The sequence below is a fragment of the Virgibacillus flavescens genome (assembly GCF_050574275.1).
Classification (GTDB): domain Bacteria; phylum Bacillota; class Bacilli; order Bacillales; family Amphibacillaceae; genus Virgibacillus_F; species Virgibacillus_F flavescens.
Window position 1 is genome coordinate 3,034,438 of record NZ_CP192260.1, and the last position, 13,832, is coordinate 3,048,269.

The 13,832-nt window shown below is 37.2% G+C and carries 19 protein-coding genes; 6 read left to right on the forward strand and 13 right to left on the reverse strand.

The annotated features are described in order from the left end of the window. Positions 1–62 precede the first annotated feature (62 nt). The 5 genes from map to VBD025_RS14990 all read right to left on the reverse strand — a co-directional run bounded on the left by map (position 63) and on the right by VBD025_RS14990 (position 3,650). The gene (gene map / locus VBD025_RS14970) at positions 63–806 is read right to left on the reverse strand and encodes a type I methionyl aminopeptidase (RefSeq protein ID WP_430786876.1); all 744 of its coding nucleotides are present in this window, start codon (positions 804–806) and stop codon (positions 63–65) included. Positions 807–936: 130 nt separating this feature from the next. Then, a complete protein-coding gene (locus VBD025_RS14975) occupies positions 937–1,800 on the reverse strand; it encodes an AraC family transcriptional regulator (RefSeq protein ID WP_430786878.1) in 864 nt (287 codons plus the stop codon). A gap of 180 nt (positions 1,801–1,980) precedes the next feature. Next, positions 1,981–2,781: a DUF4097 family beta strand repeat-containing protein gene (locus VBD025_RS14980; protein WP_430786880.1), complete on the reverse strand. Its 801-nt coding sequence runs from the start codon at positions 2,779–2,781 to the stop codon at positions 1,981–1,983. Further along, positions 2,774–3,334, reverse strand: a complete 561-nt coding sequence (locus VBD025_RS14985; RefSeq protein WP_430786882.1) for an HAAS signaling domain-containing protein — start codon at positions 3,332–3,334, stop codon at positions 2,774–2,776. The genes VBD025_RS14980 and VBD025_RS14985 overlap by 8 nt, the downstream gene beginning before the upstream one ends. Further along, positions 3,324–3,650 (reverse strand): PadR family transcriptional regulator, encoded by a 327-nt coding sequence (locus tag VBD025_RS14990; protein WP_430786884.1) that lies wholly within the window; start codon positions 3,648–3,650, stop codon positions 3,324–3,326. The genes VBD025_RS14985 and VBD025_RS14990 overlap by 11 nt, the downstream gene beginning before the upstream one ends. 364 nt (positions 3,651–4,014) lie before the next feature. Between VBD025_RS14990 and VBD025_RS14995 the strand changes: the two genes are divergently transcribed. Genes VBD025_RS14995 through VBD025_RS15015 form a run of 5 tightly spaced genes read left to right on the forward strand, consistent with a single transcriptional unit; the run spans position 4,015 to position 6,993 of the window. After that, positions 4,015–4,233, forward strand: coding sequence for a hypothetical protein (locus VBD025_RS14995; protein ID WP_430786886.1), 219 nt, complete (start codon positions 4,015–4,017; stop codon positions 4,231–4,233). A gap of 56 nt (positions 4,234–4,289) precedes the next feature. Beyond that, positions 4,290–5,006 carry an ATP-binding cassette domain-containing protein gene (locus VBD025_RS15000; protein ID WP_430786888.1) on the forward strand — a complete coding sequence of 239 codons (717 nt, stop codon included), beginning with the start codon at positions 4,290–4,292 and terminating at the stop codon, positions 5,004–5,006. Continuing rightward, positions 4,963–6,339, forward strand: a complete 1,377-nt coding sequence (locus VBD025_RS15005) for a hypothetical protein (protein WP_430786890.1) — start codon at positions 4,963–4,965, stop codon at positions 6,337–6,339. The genes VBD025_RS15000 and VBD025_RS15005 overlap by 44 nt, the downstream gene beginning before the upstream one ends. Continuing rightward, positions 6,336–6,611 (forward strand): hypothetical protein, encoded by a 276-nt coding sequence (locus VBD025_RS15010; RefSeq protein WP_430786892.1) that lies wholly within the window; start codon positions 6,336–6,338, stop codon positions 6,609–6,611. The genes VBD025_RS15005 and VBD025_RS15010 overlap by 4 nt, the downstream gene beginning before the upstream one ends. After that, a complete protein-coding gene (locus VBD025_RS15015; RefSeq protein WP_430786894.1) occupies positions 6,601–6,993 on the forward strand; it encodes a metalloprotease family protein in 393 nt (130 codons plus the stop codon). Before VBD025_RS15010 ends, VBD025_RS15015 begins: the two co-directional genes overlap by 11 nt. Positions 6,994–7,030: 37 nt before the next feature. Here VBD025_RS15015 and VBD025_RS15020 read toward each other — a convergent pair whose 3' ends face one another. The 7 genes from VBD025_RS15020 to VBD025_RS15050 all read right to left on the reverse strand — a co-directional run bounded on the left by VBD025_RS15020 (position 7,031) and on the right by VBD025_RS15050 (position 12,468). Next, positions 7,031–7,894, reverse strand: coding sequence for an AraC family transcriptional regulator (locus tag VBD025_RS15020; protein WP_430786896.1), 864 nt, complete (start codon positions 7,892–7,894; stop codon positions 7,031–7,033). 673 nt (positions 7,895–8,567) lie between these two features. Further along, positions 8,568–9,455: an anti sigma factor C-terminal domain-containing protein gene (locus VBD025_RS15025; protein WP_430786898.1), complete on the reverse strand. Its 888-nt coding sequence runs from the start codon at positions 9,453–9,455 to the stop codon at positions 8,568–8,570. Beyond that, positions 9,445–9,948, reverse strand: a complete 504-nt coding sequence (locus VBD025_RS15030) for an RNA polymerase sigma factor (protein ID WP_430786900.1) — start codon at positions 9,946–9,948, stop codon at positions 9,445–9,447. Before VBD025_RS15030 ends, VBD025_RS15025 begins: the two co-directional genes overlap by 11 nt. A gap of 107 nt (positions 9,949–10,055) precedes the next feature. Beyond that, positions 10,056–10,457 carry a DUF1761 domain-containing protein gene (locus VBD025_RS15035; protein ID WP_430786902.1) on the reverse strand — a complete coding sequence of 134 codons (402 nt, stop codon included), beginning with the start codon at positions 10,455–10,457 and terminating at the stop codon, positions 10,056–10,058. A gap of 37 nt (positions 10,458–10,494) precedes the next feature. Continuing rightward, entirely contained in the window at positions 10,495–10,953 is a 459-nt protein-coding gene (locus VBD025_RS15040; RefSeq protein ID WP_430786904.1) for an SRPBCC family protein, read from the reverse strand. Positions 10,954–11,064: 111 nt separating this feature from the next. Then, positions 11,065–11,253 carry a DUF4083 family protein gene (locus VBD025_RS15045; RefSeq protein ID WP_430786906.1) on the reverse strand — a complete coding sequence of 63 codons (189 nt, stop codon included), beginning with the start codon at positions 11,251–11,253 and terminating at the stop codon, positions 11,065–11,067. Positions 11,254–11,274: 21 nt separating this feature from the next. Beyond that, positions 11,275–12,468: a DUF4317 domain-containing protein gene (locus tag VBD025_RS15050; protein WP_430786908.1), complete on the reverse strand. Its 1,194-nt coding sequence runs from the start codon at positions 12,466–12,468 to the stop codon at positions 11,275–11,277. 183 nt (positions 12,469–12,651) lie between these two features. On the opposite strand from VBD025_RS15050, the gene VBD025_RS15055 reads away from it, so the two are divergent. Beyond that, a complete protein-coding gene (locus VBD025_RS15055; protein WP_430786910.1) occupies positions 12,652–13,161 on the forward strand; it encodes a hypothetical protein in 510 nt (169 codons plus the stop codon). Between the two features lie 84 nt (positions 13,162–13,245). On the opposite strand, the gene VBD025_RS15060 is transcribed toward VBD025_RS15055, so the two are convergent. After that, positions 13,246–13,728, reverse strand: coding sequence for a GyrI-like domain-containing protein (locus tag VBD025_RS15060; RefSeq protein ID WP_430791446.1), 483 nt, complete (start codon positions 13,726–13,728; stop codon positions 13,246–13,248). Positions 13,729–13,832 lie beyond the last annotated feature (104 nt).

Here is a 13,832-nt window from a genome sequence, read left to right on the forward strand (position 1 = left end):
TTCATACGAAGAAGGCGCAGTTCCTTCATCCGGAATTGCGCCTTCTTGTGATAGTTATGCTCTTACAAAGTAGTAATAATCGGTCCTTCTTTTGTAAGAATAATTGTATGTTCATATTGAGCTACAAAGCTTTCATCGGTTAGGAAGGTCCATCCATCCTCTTCGGATTGAAAAACTTCCTCTTCTAGTGTAGAGATAAAGGGCTCAAAGGCAATGACCATACCCTCTTTTAATATTTCGTCATCCCAGCGAGCGGAGTAATTGAAAATATGTTCTGGCTCTTCATGAATCGAGCGCCCAACACCGTGTCCCGTAAGATTCATAATGACAGTTAAGTCATGTTTTTTCGCCACATTGTGTACCGCTTTTCCAAGCGCACTTTTTTTCGAACCTGGTTTTGCCTTCTCAAGTCCAGCGTCGAATGCTTCTTTAACCACGTCACATATTTTCTGTAAAATTAACTCACCCTTGCCAACGACAATGGAAATTCCAGTATCTGCAAAATATCCGTTTTTAGAACCTGAAACATCTATATTTACAAGGTCCCCTTCTTGAATAATTCGTTCTCCGGGAATCCCGTGCGCTACTTCTTCATTTACGCTAATGCACGTATATCCAGGAAAGTCGTATTCTCCTTTGGGAGCTGGTTGAGCCCCTGCTTTTTCGAAAAGCTCTCCCGCAATTTCATCGAGTTCTTTTGTAGTAATGCCAGGTTTCGTTCTTTGGACTAATTCATCACGAATCGCTCCACAAATTTTACCAATTTCTTTTAATCCATTAAAATCTTCTTCAGTCTTTGCAATCATCGTGTATCCTCACTTTTTTAATGCAGTTTATGTTTAATCGTTCCATTTTGATTTTACCATAAACGGAAGGTGTTTCTTCAACAAATCAAACTTTATTATGCAAGAGGGATATTTATGAACAGCAAAACGGTTATTTCTTCCGAACAGGTATCCAAATTTCACTATACGCGTAACCTTTTTTATGCTTATCCATATTTGTAAACGAAAAAGTAGGAGCATTGATTACTTCATAGTCGGATGAAGGCAGCCATTCTGAATATGTTTTTGCCATTGTTTCTTGTAACGTAGATGGAAATGGCCCTTCATTTGGAAATATCGCCCATGTATGAGCTTCGACTTCCACTTTTGCTAATCGATCACTTACTTCGCTGCTCGTCGTCAATACGCCTATCAAGTGCGTTAGATCCCCTTCTTCTTTTATGAAATCAGCGTCAGCATTATAGGAAGCATTAACAATTTCGTATGGCGCTATATTTTGAAGTGCATGCATTTCTTCTTTTTGTTCATGCGTTATGCTTTCTGCAAGTTTTACAATTTCGTTATTAACCCCTTCAAATTGCATGGGAACCCGTTTACTTACACCAGCTAAATGAAACGCTGGTTTTTCTTCAATTCTAAATTCCATAGCAGTTCCTCCTTTTACTGTAATTAAGAATGATAACTTAGGTGACGATTTACTTACCCCTGTTTTGATTACATCGGAGGGTAAAAAACCACTCCATTTTTTAAACGCTCTGGTAAATCCGTCCACTGACTGATACCCGTATTTGAATGCGACATCCGTTACTTTTTCACCATTCAACAAGTCCTTATTTGCTTCTGATAATTTCCTGCTTTTTATATATTCATTTAACGTCATTCCAGAAATGTAGAAAAATATCTTCCTAAAGTGATAATCAGAAACGCCGGCATATTCAGAAATTGCTTCCAGCGACAAGTCATCGGTTAAACGATCTTCAATATAGTCAATTACTTGGTTTAATTCCTTTAACATACGATCCCTCCTTTCCATACCTACATACTAGCAAAGCGTTGGTAAAAATACTCGACGCTTTTCGTATAAGAAATATCGATTCGTTACTTCAGATACAACTCCATCGAAACTTAATAGGAAAAAGCTTAGTTCCTGTATGAACCAAGCTCATTTTTTACTATTACACATTTAAATCTCCCGTTACTTACTAACTGTAATATCGCCATTATCCGTCGAGAGCTTGATCCTATTCTCACCATTCCCAAACACTGCGTTCCCATTATATTTATCAAAAATAGTCACGTCTCCGTTATCCACTTGGACATCAAACGTCACATTAGTTGGCTCTTTATCTGTTTCAATGGTGATCCTTCCATTATCCGAATCCAACGTAATCGGCCTATTTAGATTTGGTGTCACGAGCGTAATTTCGCCGTTATCTGTCTCTCCCTGGATTTCTCCGGTCACGTTCTCAAGTTCAATTTCTCCATTATCTGACTCGACTCGCAAAGCAGTCGCTTCCATATCTTTTAGTTCAAGCGTACCGTTACTGGTTTCTGCATGGATATTTTTTACATTCAACTGCTCTGCAAGTAAAGCTCCATTGTCTATATCCACCTGCAAGGAGTCATATGTCTTCTTAGGCAAATATACGCGTAACGTTAATTGTGAAGCGGTAAAGTTAAAAAAATTAAATGTATGTTTATCTTTTATCTTAATAGATAGTTTATTCCCTTTCACTTCAACAGATAATTTTTCCGCGATATCTTTACTGCTTCTTCCTTCGAGTTCAACCTTTGCCTTGCTATCATCTGTCGGGAAAATTTCTACCTGTTGGTTATCTGCACTTACCTCGATATCTGTAAAGTTCGTACTATCGATAACTCTCTCTTCATTGACAGAAGATGATTGTCCCATGGATTGAAACGTAATAAAGCTGCCTACAGCGCCGATAACAATCAGAAAAATTGCGACGATTGCGATTTTCTTAACTTTACTCATCCTTCAATCCCCCTTTTACAAGTGATACATTGTATTTTAAATAACGTATAAATAAGTTAATTAAAGCTTTTGTAGCGTAAAACAATCCGATTAATAGTAATAAGCCAGCACCTGTTAGCATGATCGAGAAAAATAATTCAAACCACTCGAATGTGCTAGGAAAAAACAACGCCTCTATCACAACTAAAACCGGTGATACTACGAATGCAAATCCACTGACCCAGCCCGCAAAAACGATAGAAGCTAATGCGATTAACGGGCCAAGGACAATTACAAGGTTAAAAAACCCTAATCCAATAACTGCCCAAACCGCTCGCAATATGTTCCCAGTGCTAGCAGTTGCTTCCATTTTTTCTACATGATGCGTAGCACGTAATTCCTTGGCAATATGTTGCGGTGAACCTAAGGATGATGCGATTTGTTCTTCGGTTTTTCCTTCAGCCAACCCCATCGTGAAATGCTCTTGAAAGTCCCGCAAAATATCCTGACGTTCTGCATCTGGCAGTCCTTTTAAAGCTGATTCCAGTTCGTTTATAAATTGTTTACTGTTCACTGTCCATACCCTCCCCGATTATATGATTGACTCCTTTAGAGAAATCCTTCCATTCCTGCAGCAATTCCTGTAAATAAAGTCTGCCTTTATCCGTTAAACGATAATACTTACGCGATGGACCTTCTTTGGATTCCTTTAAATATGTTGTAAAATAATCTTCTTTTGTTAAGCGCCGCAATAATGGATAGACAGTTCCCTCAGAAATTTCTATTTGATCGGAAATTTTTTGGACTAACTCATATCCATATCGATCTTGTTTATCAAGTAAAACGAGTACACAAAGCTTAAGTACACCTTTTTTAAATTGCACATCCATTGCTAACACCTCATCTCTACTGGTTTAACTATATATTATTAATCAGTACTGTTTAATGTATAGTACTAGTTAATAAAAAATATACCATGTACTACTATACAATGCAAGGTACTGTTTTAAACTTTATACTTAAGGCACTAAAGTATTGTGCTTTTATGCGGAGGGAAATGAAATTTTATAGTAAATCTAGTAGTAAAGATATACAAAAAATAGGAAAATTAAGGAAATAATACCCATTTCGTGTTGGCGGAGGTTATTGTATGATAGATTCATAAGAAGACAGAATTTTCCTTTTTTCAGACTATTTTCAGTCGATAAGGTCTTTCACTCTTCTTTACACTTATAGGAAAGGAGGTCCTTCTCAATGTCTGCAATGTTAATGTCTTATCAAATGTCACTGGAAGAGAAGTTTTTAAATGTAGTTGAGAACAGATGGTTCTGGATGGTCTTTGCTCTTGTTATTCTTATCGGGATATTTGCATACGCTTTTTATTGCACAAGCCGTGGTTATAGCTTTAACGGAAATGTTAAACTTAACTGGCCAAAATTCTGGCAAATGGGCATCGGCTGTAAAGCCTCTTAACTTACTTAAAGTCAAGGGGGAATCAGAACCCCCTATTTATTAGGAGACGATAATGCATGTTAGAGATTCAGAACCTATCAAAAAAATTCAAAAAACAAGTTATCATCGATAATCTAAGTACAACTTTCTCGCAAACAGGAACCACGGTTATCGTCGGAGTCAACGGAAGTGGTAAAACTACTTTGTTGAATATGATTACGAATCTGCTTCAGCCGGATTCGGGTCAGATTTCACTCGACGGGCTGAATCCAGGCACGCGTGAATATAAATCGAAGTTCTTTTATCTGCCTTCTGATTTTTATTTACCTGGTTACATGACTGGTAAAGAATATGCCCACTTTGTTTTAAGTCGATATGATACAAGTAACCATGATCAATTATCACATCTATTACATCTATTAGATATGACGCCAAGTCAAAACAAGACAATTGAGTCCTATTCGTTTGGGATGAAAAAGAAAATCCAAATTGCAGTGGCGATTGCGGCCAATACGGATTATATAGTTGCAGATGAAATTTTAGGAGGACTTGATTTTGATACCGTAATTATCGTCCAGGAGATTTTCGCTGCAATCAGCGATAAGAAAAAAATCATCATTGTTTCACATGAACGCAATACCATTGATCGGTTTCCTGAGGATGTGCGCCTTATGCGCGAAGGTACATTGACTTCGTTTACGGGGTCTCCAGACGAACTAACAAATTTTATAAAACAGGAGAGCGTCTTACATGACAAACTCGTTGAAATTCAAAAACATTTTATGCATTCTTAAATTTTTTTATAACGATACGTTTCACGGTTTGTTTAATCGACCTTTCTTTAAGAGCAAAGTCAATCGTTATGGACTTATTCTCATCTTAACGCTTCTCTATCTCGGTTATTTTTATTTGAACATGTCCCAACTCAACACACTAAGCAGGAACATTCAAGACATACAAAGTGCGGATCTCCTGATTGCCGCAAAAATGACACTCAGCAGTTATTTCAATGTTGTCTTGATCTTAAGTGCCTTTCTGTTTATATTAGTTAATTCAACGGTCAGCTTGAATAAAAATTCATTGTTTTTTGCTAAAACGCTTCCATTCACGGAAAAGGAAGTCAGTATTAGCCAAATGATTTTTAAGTTAAGTGTTGCGCTGGCTTTCTTTGAATTGTTAATTATTATTGTCGCACCAGCTCTGAAACTTGTATCGGTGAACATTTTCACGGCAGGTTTGGTACTCCTAACGCTTCATACAATCTTCATTGCTAGTTTTTTTACATTTGAACTGGTGTATACGCTCGTCATAAAAAATACGATGGGGACGAAAAGACTTTTGTTCACTTTTTCGCTTGATTTTTTGATCATCGTATTCGTTACGATTCATTTGCTGATTACGCGCTTTAAGTTAGACGCATGGGTCAGTGTGCAAAAAGAATCTATTCTTCAGATGACATCCATTGTCTTTTTTACCAGTCTTATAGTTGGGGTAATTGCGTATCTATTAAATGCCCTGTTTTTCGCAAAAGACAATGTATATGTACAATCAAACTACTTTAAACTTGGGCTGCCTGCGTTTAGTGTCGGGCTCGCGACCACGATGCCTGCCATTGTACGAAGCAAAAATTTTCTATACTTCTGGGCATTGTTACTAGTCATCTCGATCGGTTCATTGATTAACAACGGATTCGCTGGCACGCTCCAGCTGTGGCTATTCTTATTACCTGTCCTTGGTATCGTAACGATTACCTATGCTGATACTACTGCTTCCATTCGCAAGTTATTCAGCATCTACAAGATCAATCCGATGACAGAACTTGCTTCATTACTAGGGGTTTCCGTTATCTTGATGTGTCCCGCCCTATATGTCGGATTCGCAGAGACGCAAACGCTTGACCCTTATATGTACGGCATCAATATCTTTTTTGTTGCGACAATTGCAGGATTTCTATTTCCAAAGTCACAAAGCAATGTTAATGAGACGATCGCATCCGTCTTAACATTCGTCATTATCATCATCTTATCTGCACTCATCAGCATTGACGGGGCATTGTACCCAACCCTTCTTGTACTGCTAGGTGTTCTGTATCTAATCTTAAAGAAAGAATATGAGGTGGCAAAATGAAAATCACAAAGTACATCGGAATCGGAACGGTAATCTGGTCCATCATCTTCTTAATCGATTACATATACGAGCTGTTTAAAATCACGGAAACAAGCGAGGTCACGACGCTTACCGGATTACGCATCACCACCGTCATGACCAAAGAGGAGTTAAACACTCACTTTTCATTGACGTGGCAGGCGTTAGTCATGTATCTTGTCTTCTTAATTATTTTCGTTTCGCTTGCAGTGCTTCTCAACTCAAAAAAGCGTAAACAAGCTTATGACAGCTGAAACCATTGTTATTCTGATTAGTTACGTCCTGATCGTCATCAGCATTGTTGCACTTCATGAAGCCATTCACTGGGTATTTGCACTATTGTTTCGCAGAGATCCTTCTTTTAAATTCCAGCGTTTTTTCACGCCGGTCATCACCTACAAAAACAATCAATCAGACACACAAAACTTGATCATTTCAGCCTCTGCCCCCGTTATTTTATTCACTGCAGGTCTTCTGATTGAAAGTAACAGCGGGGTGCTCGTGCTGATCAAGATTATGTGCCTGGCTAATTTTTTTAACTTACTTCCCGTAACAGCAGATGGTCAGATGATCCTGTTATCATTGCTTAACATCCGCAAGAAAAGGCAAATTGCTTCCAGTCACCATAAGAAGTAATGGGATTTTGGCGATAAAATTATTTTGAAATTCTTTATTACCTCTTCCGAACAGGAATCCAAATTTCGCTATACGCATAACCATTTTTATGTCTATCCATATTAGTAAACGAAAATGTCGGGGCATTGATTACTTCATAATCGGAAGAAGGAAGCCATTCTGAATATGTCTTAGCCATAGTTTCCTGCAGCGTAGATGGAAATGGTCCTTCATTTGGGAATATTGCCCATGTATGAGCTTCGACCAGTACTTTTTCTAATCGATCACTTACTTCAGCGTTAATTGTTAATACACCTATTAAGTGCGTTAGATCCCCTTCTTCCTCTACGAAATTAGCATCAGCATTATAAGAAGCATTAACAATTTCATAAGGCTCTATATTTTGAAGCGTATGCATTTCTTCTTTCTGTTCGTCCGTAATGCTTTCTGCAAGTTTTACAATTTCGTTATTAACCCCCTCAAATTGCATCGGAACACGTTTACTTACTCCTGCTAAGTGAAAAGCTGGTTTTTCTTCAATTCTAAAGTCCATAGCAGTTCCTCCTTTTACTGTAATTAAAAATGATAGTTTAGGTGACGATTTGCTTACCCCAGTTTTACTAACATCTGAAGGCAAAAAACCGCTCCATTTTTTAAAGGCTCTGGTAAATCCGTCCACTGACTGATACCCGTATTTAAAAGCAATATCCGTCACTCTTTCACCGTTCATCAAATCCTTATTTGCTTCAGATAATTTCCTGCTTTTGATATATTCATTTAACGTCATTCCTGAAATGTAAAAAAATATTTTTCTAAAATGATAGTCGGAAACCCCGGCATACTCAGAAATATCTTCAAGCGACAAGTCTTCCGTTAAATGATCTTCAATATAGTCAATCACCTGGTTTAATTCTTTTAACAAGTTATCTCCCTCCTTTCTTAAATACATAATAGCAAGGAAAATTTAATAATACTCGACGTTTTTATTAGAAGAAATATCGGGTCCTTACATTAAGATACGATTCCGTCGAAAATAAATAAAAAACTTAGTTCTTTGTGAACTAAGCTTTTTTCAACAAATACACATCTAGAACGCTGCTACTTAAGTCACCTAATAATTTTAATATCCACTTTAACCACTCGGAAATCTGTCACATTAGTAGGCTCTATATCTGTTTCAATACTGCTTTATATTTACCATAGATGAAGTGTACATTATTTTATTTTCCTATAAATTCAATCGCATTTCTTTGAATAAATCAAGATATAAGGCTTTCAACTGGTCCTTACGTGTTTGACTTAATATTGCTCCACTTATTACAAGAAATAATAGAATCATATAACCTTAGATATTCACTTGCCACTTTTCGTTCTTATTGTTTCTACACTTTTTTATTTTCTTTTAAATAACTTTGAAATGAGTATAACTGCTAAAACTACTAAAACTAACATAAGTATGATAGGGAAAATACTATAAAAAAAATCCAAAAACTTGCACCCCCCACTCGAAATTTACTATCTATTTAGATTATACACTACATTTGCACTAATAGAATTAAAATTTTAAATGGTTGCTTTTATCATGACACGCTTTTTTAATATTTATCAATCGTCACACCTAGCGTGGAAGCTCTTACAAATTTCATCCCCAGAAATCTCTTTAATTCTTCAGGTGTTCCACTTACTACTGCTCCACTAACAGTTAGGTTCTTACCTTGGTAGTCAGTATATGGAGATCTTTCTGAAACACCAAATCCATTGGCCGCATCTCCGCGTTTTACTTTCCATGGTTGAGCAGCAACTTGATCCATTTCTTCTTTCGTTTTTTTATTGGTCCATAACCAATCTACATTCTTATATCCTAACTTTTCTCCCAATTCTTTTTGTGTCATAGGTTTATTAAAAGAAAGCGCCACTTCTGCCAGTGAGTTTTCATCTAGCCCAGTTGCTATCTTCAGTTCGTGGGGCAAGTAGTCATAGTTCAAACCAGGATAATAAAAATCAATTATTCTTTCATTATTTAATTGGTTATACCGAACACTTCTTTGTGCTTCCTCGTCCATTTTAATTACTTCACTCATTCCACTTCCACGATCTATGACTTCTATGTCACCAATTGCTGGATATTTCTTAGTAACAGTATCCCAAACGATAGTTCTGTTCCCGATTTTTTTAAAAAGAGTTGTTTTGCCAGTTACGCTGAATAGATCATAATCATACCTAGTGTAGCTACTTGAAATTCCTGCACCTTGTGCGTATCCTTTCGTAAAAACCTGTTCAATCGGCGACTCAATACTCCTTAATTTCTTATTCATGAGGTGCTGACTTCCATCGTGAATCACAAAAATAGATACACTCATCGTAACGATAGTGATCATCGTGTATAACAAAAGTTGTTTCCATTTTGCTTTCTTAATTGACTTTTGAAAAGAAGCGTTGCTAGTGAAATCAATATCTGAGTTTTGGTCCTTTTTATCGCTCATCATTTGCCTCCTCATATAATTTCAATAACTTCTTTCTTGCGCGAAATAAATTTGTCTTTACTGTGCTCTTGCGAATTCCAAGTAATTTAGAAATAGCTTCATAGGAAAGCTCAGATTCATATTTTAGTAGAAGAAGTTCCATATAGTGTGGCTTTAGTCTGGAGAGGAACATGTGAAGTTCTTCCCTTCGCTCTTTTGCCAGGATAATTATTTCTGGGAGTTCCTCATCCTTACCCTCTTCCATATCTGCCTCAGAATTTAATATGTATTTTTTATTCTTGCGACATTGATCATAATAATGATTCAACGCTACCCGGATTAACCAGCTTCGCACTTTAGAGGAACGAATGGAATCGGAAAATCGAAGGTATTTGAGTGCTGTTTCTTGTACTGCATCTTCCGCATCCGTTTGCGGTACGCCTTTTTTTACCAAGTATCGATAAACGATATTTAACTCTCTGTTTAATTCATCCTGTCCAGTATCTTCGTCCATTGTCCCTCCCCCTCGTATATATGACGTATGCGTCGCGAAAAAGTTTACAAACATACACAATAAAAAAACTGCATCCATCAGAAGCAGATACAGTTTGATAAGTAAGGTTAGATCAGCCACCCATGAATAATCCCTAATAACGTGAAAATAACCAGATGGTCACCTATCGCAATAATTAATGCCTTTTTTGAAATGAGCCCAAACAAAGCATTTTTAAGATAAACCATGGAAATAAGGAGTCCAATTACTAAGCCTATTATCTTACCATTGATGAGATTATCTGCCCCGATCGATTGAACAAGTACGGCCATAAAAAATGAAATGATAAATGCTATAATTACTGAATAAATATATTTAAACGGGCCTTTCGATTCTGTTTTCTTAATATCCCTGGTGTTCGCTTTTTTATCGGACAATAATATGGAATAATAAATTCCACCATACATCATATAAACAATTCCTCCGACAATCACTGGAAGATAGTTGATACTGGTCAAGTCGATTAACATACTGTCGTTCACTCCTTATTTTTAACAAATACACGTCTTAAACACGATTTTCAAGATACCCTTTTAACGCGTCCAAATCCTTTACACAAGACTTTTTGAAAAAACCTGCCATCATTTTGCCGAACAATTTCGATATACCAGTAAGTCCCTTTATCTCACCATGCATTGTAACCGCAGTACCGTCTCCGGATGAAGCTAGTAAATAGGTGAACATAAACTCACCTTTTCCTGTTGTTCCTTTCGTTCCATCAACTCGCAGCACAATTTTATCTGGTTTATCAAGTTCGACTACTTCAAAATGCTCAGAAGCTTCTTTACCAAACATCTTTCTCGTTTCGATCCATTGGCTTCCCACCTGCAATGGACCCTCGTCCAAACGCTTTATTCCAACGAATCCCTGCATCCAGTTGCCTGCAGCATCGAGATCAAGCAATCCTGCATACACATCATCCTGTGCAACCGCAATCGTTCTTTTACCTTCAAAATGGATTCCCATGCATTTACCTCCTTTAAGCTATATCTCCACTATAATTCGACAGCCTATCAAAAATATCCTGCTGCAATATAAATTAAACGCACTCCTCATTAGAGGAATGCGCCCGCAGTGTTACTTGTCTTTATCAGACAATAACTTATCTACTTTTTCTTCAACTCTGCTTAACTGTTCATTTCTCCGTTTGAACTTACGAAATATCATGACAATCCCAGTAACTATTGCTAGTAAAACTGAAAAAAATAGTAGCTGGAAAATCATATCTCCTAGATGCAGCCCACCCAATTGTGTTAATAAAAGCATCCTGAAATCCTCCTTAACGAATTATTCTTCCTCGTCCGGCGCCTTCGAAAATAAAGCTTCCGGGATCATTTCAAAGCCTTCAATCACCGTATTCTCTTGCACTTCCATCATTAAGTAACTTTTCCCATCGAAATGGACTTGACGCACGAAACGCAAGTCTTGTGGACTGATGGATATGTTTGCGATTCTCGTCTCAATTTTGATAGATTTTGATGTATATTTCGGAACAATGTTACTTGCCTTGAACTCATAACTTTCATCATCCACCACCGTTTTAAAAGCGGATTCTACCTTTTCCGTATTAACATCTTGAACACCGCTGCTTGTTAAAATCTTTTCTACATCTTTAAAATCAAATTTCGGTATCTCGTCTTCCTCGTTCTCTTCTACAACCCGGTGAATCTCCTCGTATACATTGGAAAGTGTGGCCGTATTGATTTTCTGCTCGCCTGCTACGTTCTTTATAATTTCCTCAAAAACAATTTTGTCCTCGGATGCAGTCATAATTTCTTCCGCATTTAATACTTCTTCAATAAAATGATAATTCAGCTCGTTTTTCTTACCCGACGAATAAAGCACGTGATTGACATCCGCTGCATTATCCGTGATCGTTGGGAAAAGAAATCCGGAGATTGGAGCCTTCAGATTGATAATTGGGTCTACAACAATATTATACTTGAACTCTTTTTCTACGTAATCAAATAGTAATTCTTTCTTCGGATCCTGCGTCTTATTCATGCTGCACAAAATAAAGGGATTGGAATAAACAGTATTGCCTGCACTTTCATCCGATTCATCGCTCTGCCGCTTCATCGACTTCCGATATTCTCCCCGAATGAAGGTTACAACAATATCCATCTCGTATTGCTTATCCTTCAGCATTTTTGCTACGAGCTTCAGCATTTGTTCCTTCCATTCTTCTGAGTCACTGCTTAATAGACCCTGGTGGAGTATGAGCTGACTGTTATCTTCCACATCACGCTGGAACTTCAATTCAAATAACTTTTCATCCAGCTGTCCGCCTAGTACTTTCTTAAAATTTTCCATAAATAACTCTTTCTGTTCCTGTTCCAGCATACCAAATGGCATACTCTGATGGTGGTAGATATCACTTGATTCTTTCATTATATACACATTAAAAATTTCCTTTATGTCCAATACATCATTATCTGGTTTAAACTGTTTACGAATATCAGCTATGTCTTTTTTATCCAAAGTTGTCCACTCCTAAATTGGTTATCGGTGTATGTTAAGAAACACACATTCTATTAGTTTATCATAGATTCTGATCGATTCATTAGGAGAATTTAGATTGAATGGAACGCACGCGTTTCTGGAATATTATGTTAAAATTGAAAAAAGAGAGAGATTCAACTACTGCGTTAAAGGAGTGATGTTTTGAAAAAATGGCAAGTCTATATAGGCGGCATCAGTTTAATGTTAATGTTAGTTGCTTGTAGCCAAGGTAGTAATTCCAATTGGCATAATACCGAAGACGAAGCAATTGAATTCGGATTAGAAGAAGAAGGTACTGATACATCAGCTATATTGTCTACTGAAAAATTCAAGGGTGAAACCATCGTTTTTTATGATCACAACGGCTCATTCGGCGTGGCAAGTATTACGAAGAATGACAAAGGATATAGCTGGTTTAGAAGTGAACCTTATTTTGGATTTGACGTAAGTGGAGATTTACCTTTCACAACAGCAGGTTTCACCTATGAAACGGAAAAAGGTATAGAAGTACCTATTTTATACGGAAAGGTATTAGATCCTTCTGTTCAAAAATTAAAATTAACAGGAGATGGCAATGAAAGAGAACTGCAGCTCGATGAAAACTCTCCGTTCTTTTTTGCCATTCATGAAGAGCCATATCATTCTTTGAAAGTAACATCAGAAATGGATTAATTGATGACTTTAACTGCATAAAAAAATAATCCGAACGAAGTCAATTTTGACCGTTCGGATTATTGTATAAGCGAAGCGAAGTAACTACTTCTTAACAACCGGTATCCACATTTCACCAAACACCAAGCCGTTTCGCTCCCCCATCTCTACCGTTGTGTTCGGCCCGCCAACATAGGCAAATCCATTTGCTTCAGGCAAGACTTCTCCAAAAGCAATCCCTAAAAGCTTATTGCTCAATTCTTCGGCCGTCTTATCTTCGCCTTTAACCACAACATATTCTCCTTTAGGAAATTGGATAACTCTTGCTTCTTCCGGTGCTGATGCGGCTTCTGACAAAACGCCAGCATAATGCATCATCTTGTTATTAATCGCTTCGTTCACGGCAAAAACATAGTCATTTGTGGCGATCGATTTTAATGTCTCAAGTGTTCCATCCTCGCCGACTTGCTTCCAAAAATCTGCTTTTTCCTTATTTATACCAACAAAGTCCGTGTATTCGCTCTTAAGCTCTGTCCCAAAACCTATAACTGTAAAACTGTCTTTTTCTTCTAAGCTATAATCTGCCATCTTCAAAACCTGCCTTCTCGTGAATTTACCAAGTGATTTGTCACATTCACTTGATACGTATATACTAACTGTAAATAGTGTCAAAAAATGATACCTTTTAGGAG